Genomic DNA, 17,654 nt, shown 5'->3' with positions numbered 1-17,654 from the left:
TATGGAGATGACTTGCTGTTTTGCAAGTTTCTTTTAATAGCTCCTTGATACTTGCCTCTTACTTAACTTTTCCCTATCCTTTTAAGGGGCACTTAATAAATTATGATTGAAATTGATAAATTAAATGATCATTATCTACCAAGATTTGAAAAGCATAGTGAAAATTATGAGATCCTTGACTGGGAAAGTAAGGAAGCACAGTATCAGCGTTTTGAACAACTGACTAATCTTGTGGATTTGAAAGACAAATCAATACTAGATATCGGATGTGGCTTGGGGGATTTAAATTCCTATTTGAAGAGCAATGGTATAAACAGTCGGTATATAGGGACAGATGTTCTTGCAAAAATGATCGATGAATGCAAGAGAAGCTTTCAAGATGGTGTTTTTTTTCACTGTGATCTTTTTAGTCATACAGGAGAACTTCCTGTTGATTTGAAAAAGTCCCTTCCTGTTGATCTCATCTATATATCAGGTATTTTTAATCTCAATATAGGAGACATGTCTTCTTTTTTTATTCATTGCATGGATAGCTTGGATAGTCTCTTTACGGAAAGTCTTGTCTTTAATTTACTAAGTGTTGACTCTCCTGCAAAGGAGGAAAAGTATTCTTATTTTGATCCTCAATGGGTCAAGGAACAGTTGAAGTCGTATCCTTGGGATGTCCAATTATTTAATCAATACCGTCTTAATGACTTTACCATTCTCTGCCAAAAGTAATCCATATAGTGTTATCTGTATTATACTTCTTCTTTATGACTTGCGGGAAATATCCTGGAAGAGGGTATTAAAGTTGCTTTTACTTCCCAGACAAAAGAGAACATCATTTGGTTGTATATCTTCTATATCATTGATAAGAATGAGATCGTCTTCCCGTTGGATTGCACATATTTGGATATTATGGTTTGCGAAGAATTTGTTTGTGACCTTCATGGGGATTTCCTCCACTGATATCTCTTGGATGATGTAGTCATCATTTATGGATACCTTTCCTATCACATAGGGATTCATTAACTCCTCTGCCAGTTGATTACCATAATCTTCTTCTACATTGATTATTTTATCAGCACCTAATTGTCTGAGTACCTGGCTGTGAGTAGGATTTAAGGCTCTGGAAATGATATAGGGGATCTTCTTTTGTTTCAGTAAGGTGGTTGTTAATATATTATCTTCAATACTGTCACCAATGGTCACTATAGCTATATCAATGTTGTCTAGAGGGGCTTGATTAATGGCATCTGAATCAGAGGTATCCATGACAATGGCTTTTTCAACAGATGTTTTTACCTTATCCACAAGGGCAATGGAATTATCTATGGCCAATACACTGGCCCCTCTATTGACGAGGGTCTCACAGATGGTTCGCCCCATTGTCCCCAAACCGATTACAGCAATATTTTTATCCATTCCATCATCCTATATTAAAAGTTGTACCAGGGTATTCTATCATTGATTTATCCTTTGGAGTAGATAAGGCCGTTACTAAGGTGAGAGACCCTATACGCCCCATTATCATAAGGGGAATAAGTATGACCTGTCCCTGCCAGTTCAGTTGGGAAGTAATTCCCGTAGAGAGGCCTACCGTCCCATAGGCTGATACAGATTCAAAGATAAGATTAATGAACTCAGAAGCCGGTTCAAATAGGATGAGAAGAAAGCTTGCTGTATATAAACAAATGATTCCCATGAAAAATAAGATAAAACATTTGATAATCTGATCTTTGCCTACTTCAAAATTGCCAATGATCAAGCGCTTGCTTCCCTTAGCCAGATTTATGATTTTACGTAGTAAAAGGGCGGCTGTATTGATTTTTATTCCACCGGCCGTTCCTCCGGCACCTCCTCCAATGAACATAAATGGGATTAATATTAGCAGTGTTGCCCTTCTTAGTTGGGAAAAAGGTATGGTCGAGAATCCAGCTGTCCTTAAGGTTACAGCTTGGAAGAAGGTTGCTATCATTTTTTCTTTGGGATTCATGAATTGTAAGATATTCTCCCGTTCACTCACATAGATCAAAAGAGAGGACAGAAGGAGGAGAATAATAGTTCCCCGTAATACTAAAAGGGTGTTGATGTTTAATTTGTAATTCTTCTTACTCCACTTTGACTTAATCCATTGTAATAAATCATTGATAACCGGGAAACCTAATGCCCCCAATATGATAGCGGTCATTATAACCAGATTAAAGGGAACATTGGATATATAGGATTGAAGGCTTCGATGGGAAAGGGTAAAACCGGCGTTACAAAAGGATGATATACTGAGGAATAAGGAATTCCAGATATGATTGGCTCTCGTTGTATGAACAGGTGTGCTTATTAGAATAAAGATGAACACCAGGGCTTCGATTACGAAGGTATAGGTGACAATCAAGCGAACGCCCTTATTAAGAGAGCCATAATCATCTTTACTCACAATCATTTCCATAACAGTATCATCACTTAAGCTTAAGTTTCCTCTAATGGTTAGGACCAGGAAATAAGAAATAACCATGAAACCTATGCCACCAAACTGAATTAGTATCATGACGATAGTTTGGCCTAGCAAGCTTAATTGACTTAATTCTATCACTGATAAACCAGTAACACATACCGCAGAAGTAGCTGTAAAAAAGGCTTCTAGTATGGTCAAGGAACCTTCTTTACTTGACCAGGGGAGGAGCAATAAGAGCCACCCTATTAAGATAAGAGCTAAGAAACTTAATGCGACAATACGGGGAGGATACTTCTTTCTTTGTTCCATTCTATAATCATAACACATACTTACGATTGGTTTCTTTAATAATGATGGAATATAGATTCGACTAAGTGGAACATAAATTATACTAAAATTTATTAAAACCATGTATTATGATGAAGATCACATCTTAAGTATATCTAATTGAGGTTGTTAGTTTATGATATCAAAGAAAATGTATGAACTAGGAAGTAAGAGTTCTATTATTAGAGAATTATTCATGTATGGTCGGCAAAAAGCCGCTGAAATTGGTGAGGAAAATGTATACGATTTTAGTTTGGGTAGTCCCAGTGTTCCCCCTCCAGAGACTGTGACAAATACATTGTCAGACCTATTACAAAGGGATAATGTTCATGGTTATACACCAGCTGCCGGACATCCTTCTGTTAGGGAGTCTATTGCCAAATCAATCAATAAGCGATTTGGAATGAAGGCTGATCCTAATCGTATTTACATGACTTGCGGAGCGGCCGCCTCCTTGACCTGTACTATCAAAGCTCTCACAGTTGCCGGGGATGAATGGATTGTTCTGGCTCCCTTTTTTCCCGAATATAAGTGCTTTGTCGAAAGTGTTGGTGCGTCGATTGTCGTGTCTCAACCAAATCCGGACACAATGGATATTGACTTTGAAGATTTGGAAAAGTGCTTTTCTTCAAAGACCAAGGGCCTCATCATTAATTCTCCCAATAATCCTTCTGGATTTGTTTACTCTGAGGACACTATTAAATCTTTAGGGGCAATGCTAAAGGATAAATCAAAAGAAAATGGTCATCCCATATATCTTATAACAGATGAACCTTATCGAGAAATCGTATATGGCGATGTTTCTGTTCCTTATGTTCCTCATTATTATCAAAACACCATTGTTTGTTACTCTTATAGTAAATCTTTTTCTCTGGCTGGTGAAAGGATAGGGTATATCTATGTCAGTGATGGGGTAGAGGAAGGAGATCAGGTTTTCCTTGCTGTATGTGGAGCAGGAAGAAGTATGGGCTTTGTCTGCGCTCCTAGTATCTTTCAATACGTTGTTTCTGAATGTGTTGATACAGAAATTGACATATCTGTGTATAAGGAAAATAGAGATATTCTATACAAAGAGTTAAGCGCTATGGGATATCATTGTATTATGCCTGAGGGTGCTTTCTATTTATTTGTTAAAACTCTGGATCAAGATGCAGAAAAATTCTGTGAATATGCTAAAACAAAATACAATCTTCTTCTTGTACCAAGTAATAGCTTTTATGTTGAAGGTTATATGAGGATCTCTTATTGTGTGAAAAAAGATATGATTCTACGATCCCTTAAAGCCTTTAAACAATTGGCTTTGGATTTTACATAACAGACTGTTAGATGAGTTTTTCCTTAGGATAAAAAAAAACGGTATGCCTGGACGTCGTAATGCAGCATACCGTTTCCTTGTGAGCATATAAAATGCATCGCTCAATTATATCTTCGACTTTCTGGAAAATTCCTTTAGACGTTTTTTACAAAAAAGTTATTAGTTCCTATACATTCGTTGAAATTGGTCTAAACCTAATTCCATCTGAGAGATTGTGTAGTTAAGTGTGCTTAATAGGGAGTCATAAAAAGACTCTGACAAATCCATTGCTTTTTCTTGTTCTAAGTTAGTACTATTGATAAGATCTTCCATATAGGGAAGTATGAGATAGGATGCTGCATGTCTAGCAGGATTAGATATAATGATTTGATCAATATGTGATAATTGCTTATTCTTCTGTTGAATGCTTAAGGGCCCTTTTATGCAGTCTATGCCTAATCGACAGGCCTTTTTCATCTTTTTAAGGTCATTTACGATATTATTCACTTCAAGAAAGGTCTTTTGAGAGAGTTCATTTTGTTTCTGTACTATTTTTTCTGTTAAGCCCTGTCTATTAATCTTTGTCCTATTAGATAGAAATTCATTGATACTATAGGGAGCCAAGCTCTTTATATGTAGTCCTCTTGGACTTAAGGTTCTATTGGTGATGTCCTTATATCGTGGCAGAATCCTTTCAAACCAGGTTCTATATATTGTTAAACGTTGGTCTGTGAGCAGAAGCTGTTCCTGATAATCTTTATCAAAGGTAGGATTCCCACTATAAATATATTGATAAGATTGTTTTTCCGAGGTATTCCAGCGATTAGCTATAAAGTTCATCCTTTCTTCAAAAAAGGCTCCACCCATGTGAGTTCTCCCATTGGGATAACCTAAATCCATACCACAAATATATATTTCTTTGGAGCCCATAATCCTTGCTAAATCCCATGCTGCCGTTGTTACAGATCCACCTGCTGCAATCTTCCCCTTAGGGGCAATCTTGGCTTCCAGGTACTCACATAGGGGGAAGTGGCTTGCTGTAAGAAATACAGGGCCTTGCCAGTCATTTAATAAGGACCCATAAGTCGTAGAATCGGTGACTAAAATCACTTGTGAAGAATTAAAGCGGTCGAGGTGTCTTGAGTTCCAGTATTGGGGATCAACTGATATTACCATGTCAGGTTTTACTCCATGGTGCTTTAGGGCTGTACAAACCGTATCAACAGCAATAATGAAGGCTCTATTCTTGAGTTGAGCATATTTAGCCAGTCCTTCATCGAGACTTGGACCGGCAGCCAATATTATCACTGGAATGTCATGTAGCACATTCTGTAATAATTGAATTCCTGGATACTTCTCAATGGAACCTATATTACGGGCCATATTATGGATCCACAGTTTTCCAAATCTTTTGAGGGTATTTCTATTAATCTTCCTTCTCTCTTGATAGGCGTCATACTCTTTTATATAGCTGGTCCATAGTTCAGGAAAAAGGCTTTGGTAGGCTTTATTAGGAACCCATTGTACTATTCCTCCAATAATGTCTTCTAAAAAGAAGTGAATTCCACTAGAAGGAGCACTAACTAAGAGATTAAAACCGGGATGACTGAATAAAGTGGAATAATCCTGGTGATATAGTAAATGGTAGAAAAGGTCTATATCTGGTTCTACTATAAGATAGGGCTGCTTACTTTGTTCTAAGATGACTTCTGGAACATATCCCAATCCAAGTCCATAATAAATCCAACCACTGGATGGATTGTCCCTGTTTAAGTAGGATTCGGCTATTTTCTTTGCTTCCTGACCGGGAGCTCGTGAACTATGGAGATAACGCCCCTTCCATTTTGCACTAGGTTTATCGTTTGTGTGATAAATCCACTCAAAATCGGCATTAGGTTCCCATGCAATAGGTTTTATTTCAGCTATCTGTGGATATTTCTTTTCTAAAAGTAACCAGTTCCTATCCCAGTAATTCACTTTAATTCCAGTGTTATTTGTGTGTCAGGCTCTAGAACTACTCCAGGACTAGGTGTTTGTTTAACAACCCAACCACTACCACTAATGCTTATTTTGAGGGAGGGATCTTTGAACAAACCTAATATTTCCCTTTTGGAATATCCTTGAACATTGGGCATTTTTCCATCGAGGATAATCTCTTTATTTGCTTTTACTGACACCTTTCCATCATGAGCGATAGCCTGTTCCCCCTCTATTGGTAGATCAAGATAGTTAATCATATAATTAATCAATGATTTTGTAGCAGGTCCTGCTAATACACCGCCATAGTAACTGGATCCTTTGGGATTCTGTATAACTATATAGGAAATGAGCTGTGGATCGGGTAGGGGGAATATACTCATTGCAGAGGCAATATAATTACTCTCTGAATAAGTTCCTGTTGTTGGATCCAGGCTTTGTGCGGTTCCTGTTTTAATACCGATTTCAAAGTTATCGATTCTCGCTCTTCTACCAGTACCACCTGCTTCGGATCCGCCTTCTAATAAACGTACCATTTCATGGGCGGTTTCAGGTTTTAAGACTTCCCTGACTGGTGTTCTATTATATTCTTTTACAACATTGCCTTGAGGATCCACAATCTTTTTCACTATATGTGGTTGGAGTAGTACACCATCATTGGTCAAAGCTGTAGCTGCTGTAATCATCTGCATGGCTGAAACTCCGATTTCCTGGCCCATAGCTAACGTTGGTTTTGAACGATATGACCATTTATCTGGTTTTCTTAATAACCCTGCTGATTCCCCTAATAAAGGAAGATCTGTTCTGTTTCCAAAGCCAAATTTACTAAGAGTGTTATATAAATCTTCTTTACTAATGTGCTCACTTGCCAGTGCGGCACCAGCATTACAGGAATATTTGAGGATTCCTCCCACATTCTGCCAACCATGAACTCCAAGACAATTAATGTACTCTATAGAACCATTGGGGTTTTTAGTTTCATAATGTCCAGCACAATAAAATTGATCCTCTAACGTTATAGAATTGTTTTCCAGTAAGGAAGCCATAGAAAATGCTTTAAAAACAGAACCTGGTTCAAAGGTTAGTGATAAAGGTCTATTTCTCCAATTATCCTGAGGATAATCTCCATAGGTATTCGGATCAAAAGTAGGAACAGCTGAATAGGCTAATATTTCTCCTGATTTAGCAGCCATTACTAAAATCATTACAGAATCAGCATTATTATCTTCCATTAACCTAAGAGCTGCCTGGTCTGTTTCGTATTGAATATTCATATCCAGGGTGAGATAAACCTGATTTCCATGGATGATATCTTTTTCTCCTCCCATGACTGGAGGGCTAAGGGTGTCATTAAAAGTATATTCAATGCCATCCAGGCCTACATTATCCGTACCAACATAACCCAATACATGACTAGCAAGAGATTGTCTAGGATAATTTCTTCCAAATTCCTGTTCAAGATATATCCCTTTCAAAAATCCCTGTTCCTGTAGTTTGCGGATCTGTCCGCTTTGTGTGGGACTGATTTTTCTTTTAATAAAGCTAAAAGCCGCATCTGTACTTAGTTTTTCTTCTAACTCTACCTCATCCATGTCAAGAATTTCAGATAGATATTTGGCTGTTTCCTGCACATTGGTTATATGAGGGCCTGATAAGGTCACAGAATCTAACTGAGTTGTGATGGCTAGAAGTTCTCCATTTCTATCAAGAATGGGGCCACGTTCAATAGCAGGGAAGGGGATGGAATCCTGTAAGCGCTCAGAAGGTCCAAAGATCATTAATCTGGCGTACTGAATATATAATATTAACAGGATTACAATTCCTGAAATAATCAAAGTCTTTAAGCGTTTGAAGCTTTTTTCTACGGGGTTTGTGTCTTTCTTTTCCATAATACTAATTGTAAACAAAGAATAACACTTTTCCTTTTCCGTGACAAACCATTAAGTGCGTTTTGCAATGATCCGATAACACTAAAAGGGAGACATTATAAATGGAAATCTTACTTCAAAATCAAAAAGTAGTAAGAAGGCAAAAAAATCATCAATATTATCATAATAATAATATGATTAGCCTTTTTGGTGCTTTAAAGCGAAAAGCAACTCAAGTGTCCAATACTAAACGAATGACGAAGCTACCAAAGTCACCCTTTAAATTCTCACGAAAAACATTGTTGATTTTGTTAGGGGGAATACCAAGTATGGTATTACTTTTTTCTCTGATTGGTGGAGAAAAAGAACAAGGATATTGGAGAGGTGATTTTGCTTCAAATGACTTGAGTTTGCCAACAGAAAGTGGTGAGGAATTATATTATTTTGATGAAATAGGAACAACTTATGACGGTATCGGCGGAGCAGCTGCAGATCAGGCTATCATTGACTTACCTTCAGATGCGGTTCTTAAAGCTGTTGATAGTTTTGAATACACCGTTAAGAATAAGGATGTTTTGTCTTCTATTGCCTATGACCATAATTTGGCTTTGGGTACATTAATAAGTTTTAATCAAATTAGGAATGCAGATAAGCTTAAGCCTGGAGATGTCATTAAGATCCCCAATATGGACGGAGTTCTCTATAAAGTTAAGTTCGGGGATAATCTCAATAAGATAGCCGATGAATATGGTGTAGCTGTAACCTCCATTTTAGATGCGAATACTCTGGAAACTGATAAACTAAAAATGGGTGAGGAGTTATTCCTTCCAAAGGCAAGTATGAACTTATTTGATTTGAAGCGTGCTTTGAATCAATTGTTTTTAACTCCTACAAGAGGGGTCGTTACAAGTCCCTTTGGATATAGAAATGATCCTTTTACTGGTTTGAGACGTTTTCATAATGGACTAGATATCGCTGGACCTTTGGGTACCCCTATCAAAGCTGCTTTAGATGGGACTGTTGTGACTGTCGGCTATCATTCCAGTTATGGTAACTATATTGTTATTAATCATCAAAAGGGATACCAAACTTTATATGGACATTTACAAAAAGCACTTGTAAAAAAAGGACAACGTGTTATGCAGGGAGACCAAATTGGATTAATGGGCTCTACAGGTTACAGTACAGGAAGTCATTTACATTTTTGTGTGTTCGAAAATAAAAAACCTGTTGATCCTAAGAAATTTTTGAAGCTATAATGAAACCATCTTCTAAGGGAGCGTAAGATGAGAAGGCTTGCTATGTTTATTGTAGGAATGCTCGCTGTATTTACTTTGATCAGAGCTTTTGCTGGCAATGATCTGAATGTGGCAGAGACTCCGAATCCCATTGTACTTACGGAATAGACTGAATAATTTTACTTGAATAAAAAAAGGGCTGTTGCAAAGTTCTAACAGACTTATGGCAATAGCCCTTTAAGATATCTAAAAAATATTACATATCATTTTACTTAGGGCATAAAAAAGGGCCAGAACAAAATATACTTTTGTTAGAGCCCTCTTTTTTTATTTGCATTATTGGTTAAGAAGCTCCGTGACAGTGTTTGTATTTCTTACCACTACCACAAGGACAGGGATCATTTCTCCCTACTTTAGGTGTGGAGCGTTCTACCTGTACGGCTTTTCTATTTTCCTGGGCAGGACCGGGGCCTCTATTTGAACCAAAAGCATCCATACCACTATGATTAGCTTGAACACGACTGACTCGTCTGGCTCGTGCCTTTTCCGCTGGATTCGTTTCGACCTTAACCCTGAATAGTCTTCTTGCAATACCAGTCTTGATTTCTTGAATGAGTTCATCAAACATTTGAAAACCTTCAAGTTTATATTCATTTAGAGGGTTCTTTTGAGCATAGGCTCTTAAGTATACCGCTTCACGTAAGGCTGTTAATGCTTCCAGATGGTCTTGCCATCTCATATCAATAGTTCTTAGATATTCAAATCTGATAAACTGGTTAAGAACATCTTTTCCTACCTGATTTTCCTTATCTTCGATCTCCGATTTAAGGGATTGAAAAACTTGTTCCCTTATCGCATCTGTACTTAAATCTTTCCATTCTTCTGAAGCATTATCATTTTGATATAAGAAAGTTTCTTGTAAATCTGCTAATAGGATAGGAAGTTTATCAGTAAAGTTATTCTTGTTTTTGCTATATGTATCAAAAATGTCTTCCAACATCTCCTTAGCCGTATCAAGTACTCTGTGACTTAAGTCCTCTCCCATTAAGATTTGATCTCTCTGGTCGTAGATAAAGTTTCTTTGTTCACTTAATACGTTATCATAGTCTAACAAATGTTTACGAATATCGAAGTTACGATCTTCCACTCGTCGTTGTGCTTTTTCCAAGGATCTTGTTATCATTCGGTGATGAATAGGCTCTCCATTATCCATTCCCATTCTACCCATAAAGTTTCGCACACTATCAGAAGCAAAGAGGCGCATTAAATCATCATCTAGACAGACATAGAATCTACTTCTTCCTGGATCTCCTTGTCTTCCTGAACGTCCTCTAAGCTGATTATCAATCCGTCTTGATTCATGACGTTCTGTTCCCAGAACGTAGAGACCTCCAAGGCTTTTTACTTCCTCATAATCTCTCTGCCATTCGGATGAAACTTTTTCAAGTGCCGCCTGAAACTCTTCCGGTGTTGCCTCTGTCCCTGCGATTCGACGTGCTTTAACTTCTGGATTACCTCCGAGCTTAATATCTGTTCCTCTACCAGCCATATTCGTGGCTATTGTTACAGATCCTTTAGCACCAGCTTCTCCAATAATCATGGCCTCCCGACCATGGTTTTTGGCATTTAATATCTCATGTCTTATACCCCGTTTTTTTAACAAACGGCTTAGTTTTTCAGATTTTTCAATACTGATGGTCCCTACAAGAATTGGTTGCCCTTTCTTATGAACTTCTTCGATTTCATCAGCAATGGCTTGAAACTTAAAGTCTTCATTGAAATAGATAATGTCATCTTCATCTAAACGAGCTATAGGTCTGTTCGTTGGAATAACCACAACATCAAGATTATAGATCTTTGTAAATTCTTTAGCTTCTGTATCTGCTGTACCGGTCATCCCTGCAAGTTTGTCATACATTCGGAAGTAGTTCTGAAAGGTTATAGTTGCCAACGTTTTGTTTTTCTGGGCTACTTTAATATTTTCTTTGGCTTCAATAGCTTGATGTAATCCTTCAGAATAACGTCTACCGTGTAGTATACGTCCTGTAAATTCATCAACAATCTGGACTGTTCCTTCCTGAACAACATAATCAACATCAATATGGAACAGATGATGAGCCTTCATGGCCTGTGTCATGTAATGGATAAATTCAAAATTTTCTTCATCGAATAGTGAACCTGATATAAGGTTGTTTTTTTGAAGTAGGGTTTCTACTTTATTCATTCCCTCATCAGTGAATAGGACTCTTTTTCCCTTTTCATCAAGTTTGAAATCACCGACAGGTTCTTCCGGATAATCCCCCGTTTGAGGATCCTTTTCACATTCTGTTAAGTAGGGTACAAGTTTGTCAACTTCATTAAAGCGTGTAGTATCTTCTTGAACCGCTCCGGATATAATTAAAGGTGTTCGAGCTTCGTCTATCAGGATGGAGTCAATTTCATCAATGATACAATAATTGTATCCTCTTTGCGCCCTCTGATCCCCAGAGACTCGCATGTTGTCCCGAAGGTGATCGAAGCCAAACTCATTGTTTGTCCCGTAGGTTATATCACAACTATATGATTCTTTACGTCTGTCAGGATCCATATTGGACAGAATAAAACCTACTGAAATATCTAGATATTCAAAAACAGGTTTCATCCATTTGGCATCACGTTCTGCCAGGTAATCATTGACTGTGACCATATGAACTCCCTTACCAGAGAGTGCATTCAAATAAGCTGGAGCTACAGAGGATAAGGTTTTACCTTCCCCTGTTTTCATCTCCATAATCTTACCTTGATGTAAAACTAATCCAGCCAATATCTGAACATCGTAGGGGCGTTCCCCTAAGGTTCTCCTTGCGGCTTCACGGGCTATAGCGAAAGCTTCAGGGAGAATCTCATCCAATTCTGTTCCCTTTTGGATTCTATCTTTAAACTCGGCGGTTTTTTGTTTTATATCTTCTTTTGACAAGGCCATGGACCAGTTTTCTAGGCTATTGACTTTATGAAGAAGGGGGAGTAGTAATTTCAGGTCCCTTTCATGTTTTGACCCAAAGAGGGTTGTGATAATTTTTTCCAACATGTGACCCAATTTATCCACTTTTATAAGGGTGGTCAAGACAAAAAGCCCCCTCATTGACAGCCCAAAAGACTGGGGTGTACTATCGGACTAGCAGGAGTCATCATTAAATGAACAAAAAGCAAAGCCTCACACTCGCAATTGCCTTACTTTTTGTGGGTTGTCATTTGAATGGTCCCCTTCTAAAGAGGGAGAATCTATTTAGTCTTCGATTGGGTGTTCTGGAAAATGAAATGGATGTGTTTCTAAGGAACGATGTCATGCCCAATGATAAAAACCGCATTTACATGAAAGACGGCATCTTTTTTATAGCTAATGGTACTGGTTCAAAGGTAATGCAGTTAACTAGTTATGGTGATCTTCTTTCTCTTTATTATAATGCAGACAAAAACCCCCAACCTGTAGCTTTAAGTCTTAAGTCCTCTGAGCGTTCCAACAAAAAAGCCATTCCGTTTCCCTTTGTGTCTCCTGGTGAAATAACGGTATCTGAAAACCGAACTATGTTTGTACAGGAAGTGGTAGATAAAAGCAGACAGATAATTAATGGAAAAGACAGTGCATTAAAGAATATTATTCTAAAATTCGACAGTAATGGTGAGTATAGTGGGTATATTGGGGAAGAAGGTTTAGAGGGGACTCCCTTTTCCTATATCATGAATATAAATATGGCGGCCAATGATACTCTTTTAGTCTTAACACAATATGATGATGAATATCGTTTATATAATTATAACACTGATGGTACTTTTATTAAAAAATATACTATGAGCAGTTCCTTATTTCCCCATAAAGGAGAGGGCGTATTCATTAATGTGGAAGGTGTTTTCCCTTCCCAAACAGATATAGGGACTTTATTTGTTACTTTGGATTACTATAAAGAGGGAATTGAAGAAAACACTGGTGCTAGTATAGGCGTCTCAAAGACAAGATCTGTGGTTTATAATTTTGATGGAATCACACATGAATTTGATCAGGGTTTTGTTTTACCGGATTTTAAAGCCACTTTAAAGGGAGAAGGTTTACTAGATATGCAATCAGTTATTCTGCCTTTAATGTTTTTAGGCTCTTCCCTTAATAACGATTTGTTTTTTTTAACAAGTGGAACACATGACAAACACACTTTATTTGTTTACAGCCGTTCAGGGAAATTAATAGCAAAGCGCTTAATAGAAGTAAAAGATGAAGAATTCTATTATACTAACTTTAAAGTAGATGCTTCTGGTCTATTATATGCTCTACTGGTAGATCATGAGTCCGCACATGTCGTTTGGTGGAGGTCTGATAATCTGCGAGGTAATTAAATGAAAGCTCTCTATACCTGTCAGCAAATGGCTCAAATGGATAGGGATGTACAGAATGAGTACCATATTCCTGGTATTGTTCTCATGGAAAATGCAGGTAGATCTTTTTGTGAAATTCTTTTGTCTCAGCCTGAAATCAAATCATTAGTTAACAATAATATTCTTATACTAGCTGGAGCTGGTAATAATGGTGGCGATGCTCTTGTTATAGCAAGGGTTCTGTATGATAAAGGTTATTCTGTCTCTATCTATAATCCTTTTATAAAGGGTTCTGAATCCTTTCTTATTCAGAAAGAAATATGTGTGTCCATGGGACTTTATTTTCTTAGCAACTTTCCTGAAGATGAATATGATGTCATCATTGATGGTCTAATTGGAACAGGAGTCAATGGTCCCCTGAGAGATAACATCAAGTCAATAATTGCCCAAATAAAAAATTATAAAGGTATAAAAGTTAGTATAGATGTTCCTAGTGGGTGTTCTGACACTAATCATGAAGACTTTATACCCTGTGATCTAACTATTGCTATGGGTGCATTAAAAAAACTTCTGTATCATCCACATATCCAACCCTATCGAGGACGCATCATTGTGGCTGATCCCGGCTTTCCTCAAGTTTCGTTTGGAAAACTTTCTAAGAACTTTTTTTTAATCGAATCACAGGATAAAAAGAACTTAATACCAAATCCCTTTGGACATAAAGGGACTCATGGTTTAGTAGAAATATGGGGTGGCAGTCCGGGGATGGAGGGAGCTGCCCTTTTAGCGGCATCAGGTTCCGGTCGTATTGGTGCAGGATTGGTTTGTATTCATACTTCTCATCCGGATCATGTGTCTCGTCGATGTACTGATCTTTTTGTCATGATCAACAATGAGGAAAACTCTTCTCCTAAAGCAAAGGCTTTAGTCCTCGGTTGTGGATGGGGAAGGAATGCTGAACGGTTAGATGTGTTGAATAGACTATTATCCTTATCTATTCCTACTGTGGTTGATGCTGATGGTCTTTTTGCACTCAAAAAGGTGGATATTAGTAGTTATTCTAACAAAAATAAGCTTGTTTTAACACCTCATGTTGGTGAAGCTGCCTACTTATTAGATACGACTATCGAGATTATAAAGAGTGACCCTGATTCCTGTGTGAGAACTTTAGCAGATAAATACAATTGCTGGGTTCTTCTTAAGGATTTTACTAGTCGATTCACAGCTCCAGGAGAGTCTATATATATTCATAGTGAACCTAACGGTTATTTAGGCACAGGTGGGTCTGGTGATATACTTGCTGGATTATTAGGTGGACTTCTTTGCCAGGGATATTCCTCTTTTGATGCTATAACACAAAGCTTACTGATTCATAATGAAGCTGGCAGAATTGTTGCCGATGATATTCTTAAGGGAGTATCTTTGATCATAGGGAGTTAAAATAGTGATATATCGTGGTCCGGAGACGGAGGGTGATGGAGATTTCTTTTTTTATTATGATAGGAAAGAGAGACAAAAAGGTTTGCCTAATACCCTGGCGGATAGGATAATCAATCGTTATCGATATAAGGGGTTATGGGGTTTTGTAAAGGCCAATAAAAGATTAGGTCTTATCTTAGCGGATATCTCTGTACTATTTCTCATTGGTTTTCTCCTTGTTCCATTTTTGAATCGTCAAATAGAAGATGAACAATGGAAACATTTAAAATTCAGTGCTCATGCTTATTCTCTATCAGATAATATGTTACTCAGCTTAGAAATAAAGCAGAAGGACCCTATAGAAGAGAGTTCTCCTTTGAAAATGGAGGTTATTGTTGATCATGTTCTACAAGAACAACAGTATTTCAACTTACCGGGAACAAGGCAAGAGGATGTCATTCGTCTAAAGATTCCAAAAGGCAAGAATATAGAGATAAATTTGATATGGAATGATATAACAAAGACAATTAAGCCTGATATTAGATTAGGGGAGTGAGAAAAATTTGTTGACCCCTAAAAGAGTTTTGACTATGCTTCAAGCAGAATAAAGGGAGGATAACTAAGATGTATCAAATCTATTTTTTATCCATTGTATTGAATGTTTTTGCTGGTGGTATACTAGCTAAAGAGTCTCTTGATGAAAAGCTTCCTTCCTTGGCACGATTCGTGGAATTGATGTCCAGCACTGGTGTGAAAGGATTTATGGGGTTAGTAACAGCCATCATCGGGATTGTAAATTTATTGACCTATACTGAAGGTGCTTATCCAATCGTTGGAGACCTTATACCTGCTTTGGCTGGTATGGCTTCTGGTGTCACACTCATGCTTGAGTACTATAAGGAGAAAGCGACTACCACTAGCGATGTCGTAGACAAATTGGATCATAGCGTATTGGCAAACAAGAATATCATTGGAATCGCCACAATATTGACAGGAATTCTTCATTTCTTGCTGCCGGGATTACTTTTAATATAATGGAATACATTTCAACAGCTGGTATTGTCATCAAACATAAAAAGGTCTTTTTAGCTCTTCGTAATCCAGGAGGGGCTCAAGGAGACCGGTGGGAATTTCCCGGTGGTAAGGTCGATCCTGGAGAAACCCCGGAAGAGGGTCTTAAACGAGAATATCAGGAAGAATTTGGTATTGATTTAAAAGTAGAGGATCTGTTTTTAGAGAGCCAGTTTACTAATGGTAGTAAACATTTTAAATTACTAGCATTTTTGGCTCAAATGGATCGAAAAATTCCCAGAATACTCACGGAGCATCAAGCTGCAAAATGGTTCAAATTAGAGGATATGGATGCCTTGAGATTGGCTGATTCTGATATGCCAATCTACGAATATCTAATCGAAAACAGAAGAGCCTTCAACCTGTAGGAATCTATATGATAGATCCCTCAGGAAGAACAGCTCCTTTATGAATTACGATGACATCATCCTTAATATGATAGTTGCCGTAATCTCCTTCTTTTCTGTTTATATTATCAATACCTATGCGGCAGTTCTCACCTATTCGAACATTCTTATCAATGATGGCTTTTTTGACAATTGTCCCTTTACCTATTCCAATATTGGGAACGCCTTGACGCTTATTTTGATTTTTTTGATCCATTGTTTCATAGAAGTCAGCACCCATACAGATAACACCATCTAAATTAGACCCTGAATCAATCAGTGTACGTATTCCAATTATACTATTGGCAATACTGGCATTAGTAATGATACATCCATCAGCAGTAAGGGTTTGACTTATGGTACAGAAGTTGATCTTTGAGGCTGGTAAATCCCGTCTATGAGTATAAATAGGCATTTTTTCATCATAAAAGTTGAAAGCGGGATTAACAGAGGAGAGGTTAATATTGTTCTGATAGAAATTTTTAATCGTACCAATATCTTCCCAAAAACCTGTATAGATATAACTTTGAACTTTCATATGATCAATAGAGTCAGGGATGATGTTCTTTCCGAAGTCAGGTTTATTATTATCCAGGCTATGTTCCATTGCAGAAGCTTTAAAGAAATACATTCCCATGCTTGCCAGGTAACATTCTCCTTTCTCATAGGCTTCCTGATCCGGATGCAGGTTTCGTGGCATTTTATACTCACTAATATCTTTATCCAGACTTGGCTTTTCTATAAATCCTATTACACGACCTTCTTCGTCAACTTTTAGTATTCCTAAATCTAATGTTTTCTCTTTTGTGACTGGAGTACAGGAAAGGGATATATCAGCAGCATTATTTTTATGAGTTCTGTAAAAATCCTGTAAATCCATACGAAATAACTGATCACCAGATAGTATCAAGTAATTTTCTGGGTTATGGGTATGAAAGTGACTGAAGTTCTTCCGTACTGCATCTGCTGTACCTTCATAAAAGCTGCTATGTTCAAAGGTTTGTTCAGCGGCCAATATTTCAACAAAACCCCTGGAAAAACTATCAAAAACATAGGTGTGATTCACATGAACATGTAAGGATGCTGAGTTAAATTGCGTCAAAATATATATTTCTCTAAAGCCTGAATTAATACAGTTACTGATAGGAATATCCACAAGTCGGTACTTGCCTCCAAAGGGAACTGCGGGTTTAGATCTTTGCTTTGTTAAGGGATATAGTCTTGTTCCTTTGCCTCCGCCAAGAATCAAACTAAGTACTTCCATTTCTACTCCTTTAATGTATTTTAGGTAGGCCT

General features: G+C 37.5%; 14 protein-coding genes. 8 read left to right on the top strand and 6 right to left on the bottom strand.

What is annotated here, in order from left to right:
• Positions 1-102: 102 nt before the first annotated feature.
• Positions 103-720, top strand: a complete 618-nt coding sequence (locus K345_RS0118220) for a methyltransferase domain-containing protein (protein WP_037573212.1) — start codon at positions 103-105, stop codon at positions 718-720.
• 33 nt (positions 721-753) lie between these two features.
• Here the strand turns inward: K345_RS0118220 and K345_RS21810 are convergent, their stop codons facing one another.
• Both K345_RS21810 and K345_RS21805 read right to left on the bottom strand, forming a co-directional pair.
• Complete coding sequence (locus K345_RS21810) at positions 754-1,407, bottom strand: potassium channel family protein (protein WP_053228456.1); 654 nt, start codon at positions 1,405-1,407, stop codon at positions 754-756.
• A 4-nt stretch (positions 1,408-1,411) separates the two neighbouring features.
• On the bottom strand, positions 1,412-2,845 hold the full coding sequence (locus K345_RS21805) for a potassium transporter TrkG (RefSeq protein WP_083963861.1): 1,434 nt from the start codon (positions 2,843-2,845) through the stop codon (positions 1,412-1,414).
• 52 nt (positions 2,846-2,897) lie between these two features.
• Between K345_RS21805 and K345_RS0118205 the strand changes: the two genes are divergently transcribed.
• Positions 2,898-4,076, top strand: coding sequence for a pyridoxal phosphate-dependent aminotransferase (locus K345_RS0118205; RefSeq protein WP_028975383.1), 1,179 nt, complete (start codon positions 2,898-2,900; stop codon positions 4,074-4,076).
• Between the two features lie 159 nt (positions 4,077-4,235).
• On the opposite strand, the gene K345_RS0118200 is transcribed toward K345_RS0118205, so the two are convergent.
• Positions 4,236-6,032 carry a motility associated factor glycosyltransferase family protein gene (locus tag K345_RS0118200; protein ID WP_028975382.1) on the bottom strand — a complete coding sequence of 599 codons (1,797 nt, stop codon included), beginning with the start codon at positions 6,030-6,032 and terminating at the stop codon, positions 4,236-4,238.
• Entirely contained in the window at positions 6,029-7,921 is a 1,893-nt protein-coding gene (locus K345_RS0118195) for a penicillin-binding protein (RefSeq protein WP_037573209.1), read from the bottom strand. The genes K345_RS0118200 and K345_RS0118195 overlap by 4 nt, the downstream gene beginning before the upstream one ends.
• A gap of 101 nt (positions 7,922-8,022) precedes the next feature.
• Between K345_RS0118195 and K345_RS22655 the strand changes: the two genes are divergently transcribed.
• The gene (locus K345_RS22655) at positions 8,023-9,159 is read left to right on the top strand and encodes a peptidoglycan DD-metalloendopeptidase family protein (protein ID WP_053228454.1); all 1,137 of its coding nucleotides are present in this window, start codon (positions 8,023-8,025) and stop codon (positions 9,157-9,159) included.
• 322 nt (positions 9,160-9,481) lie between these two features.
• Here the strand turns inward: K345_RS22655 and secA are convergent, their stop codons facing one another.
• Positions 9,482-12,205 carry a preprotein translocase subunit SecA gene (gene secA, locus K345_RS0118180; RefSeq protein ID WP_028975380.1) on the bottom strand — a complete coding sequence of 908 codons (2,724 nt, stop codon included), beginning with the start codon at positions 12,203-12,205 and terminating at the stop codon, positions 9,482-9,484.
• Between the two features lie 107 nt (positions 12,206-12,312).
• Here secA and K345_RS0118175 point away from each other — a divergent pair, with 107 nt between their 5' ends.
• The 5 genes from K345_RS0118175 (at position 12,313) to K345_RS0118155 (ending at position 16,340) form a co-directional block, all read left to right on the top strand.
• Positions 12,313-13,503: an LIC_12708 family protein gene (locus tag K345_RS0118175; protein WP_028975379.1), complete on the top strand. Its 1,191-nt coding sequence runs from the start codon at positions 12,313-12,315 to the stop codon at positions 13,501-13,503.
• On the top strand, positions 13,504-14,922 hold the full coding sequence (locus K345_RS0118170) for a bifunctional ADP-dependent NAD(P)H-hydrate dehydratase/NAD(P)H-hydrate epimerase (RefSeq protein WP_028975378.1): 1,419 nt from the start codon (positions 13,504-13,506) through the stop codon (positions 14,920-14,922).
• A 4-nt stretch (positions 14,923-14,926) separates the two neighbouring features.
• Entirely contained in the window at positions 14,927-15,457 is a 531-nt protein-coding gene (locus K345_RS0118165) for a hypothetical protein (protein ID WP_028975377.1), read from the top strand.
• 68 nt (positions 15,458-15,525) lie between these two features.
• A complete protein-coding gene (locus K345_RS0118160) occupies positions 15,526-15,936 on the top strand; it encodes a hypothetical protein (RefSeq protein WP_028975376.1) in 411 nt (136 codons plus the stop codon).
• Positions 15,936-16,340 carry a (deoxy)nucleoside triphosphate pyrophosphohydrolase gene (locus tag K345_RS0118155; RefSeq protein WP_028975375.1) on the top strand — a complete coding sequence of 135 codons (405 nt, stop codon included), beginning with the start codon at positions 15,936-15,938 and terminating at the stop codon, positions 16,338-16,340. The genes K345_RS0118160 and K345_RS0118155 overlap by 1 nt, the downstream gene beginning before the upstream one ends.
• A gap of 4 nt (positions 16,341-16,344) precedes the next feature.
• Here K345_RS0118155 and K345_RS0118150 read toward each other — a convergent pair whose 3' ends face one another.
• Positions 16,345-17,622, bottom strand: a complete 1,278-nt coding sequence (locus tag K345_RS0118150) for a glucose-1-phosphate adenylyltransferase (RefSeq protein WP_037573206.1) — start codon at positions 17,620-17,622, stop codon at positions 16,345-16,347.
• Positions 17,623-17,654 lie beyond the last annotated feature (32 nt).

The sequence above is a fragment of the Spirochaeta cellobiosiphila DSM 17781 genome (assembly GCF_000426705.1).
In the GTDB taxonomy this organism is placed as follows: Bacteria; Spirochaetota; Spirochaetia; order DSM-17781; family DSM-17781; genus Spirochaeta_E; species Spirochaeta_E cellobiosiphila.
This window is presented reverse-complemented; position numbering and strand designations above follow the sequence as displayed.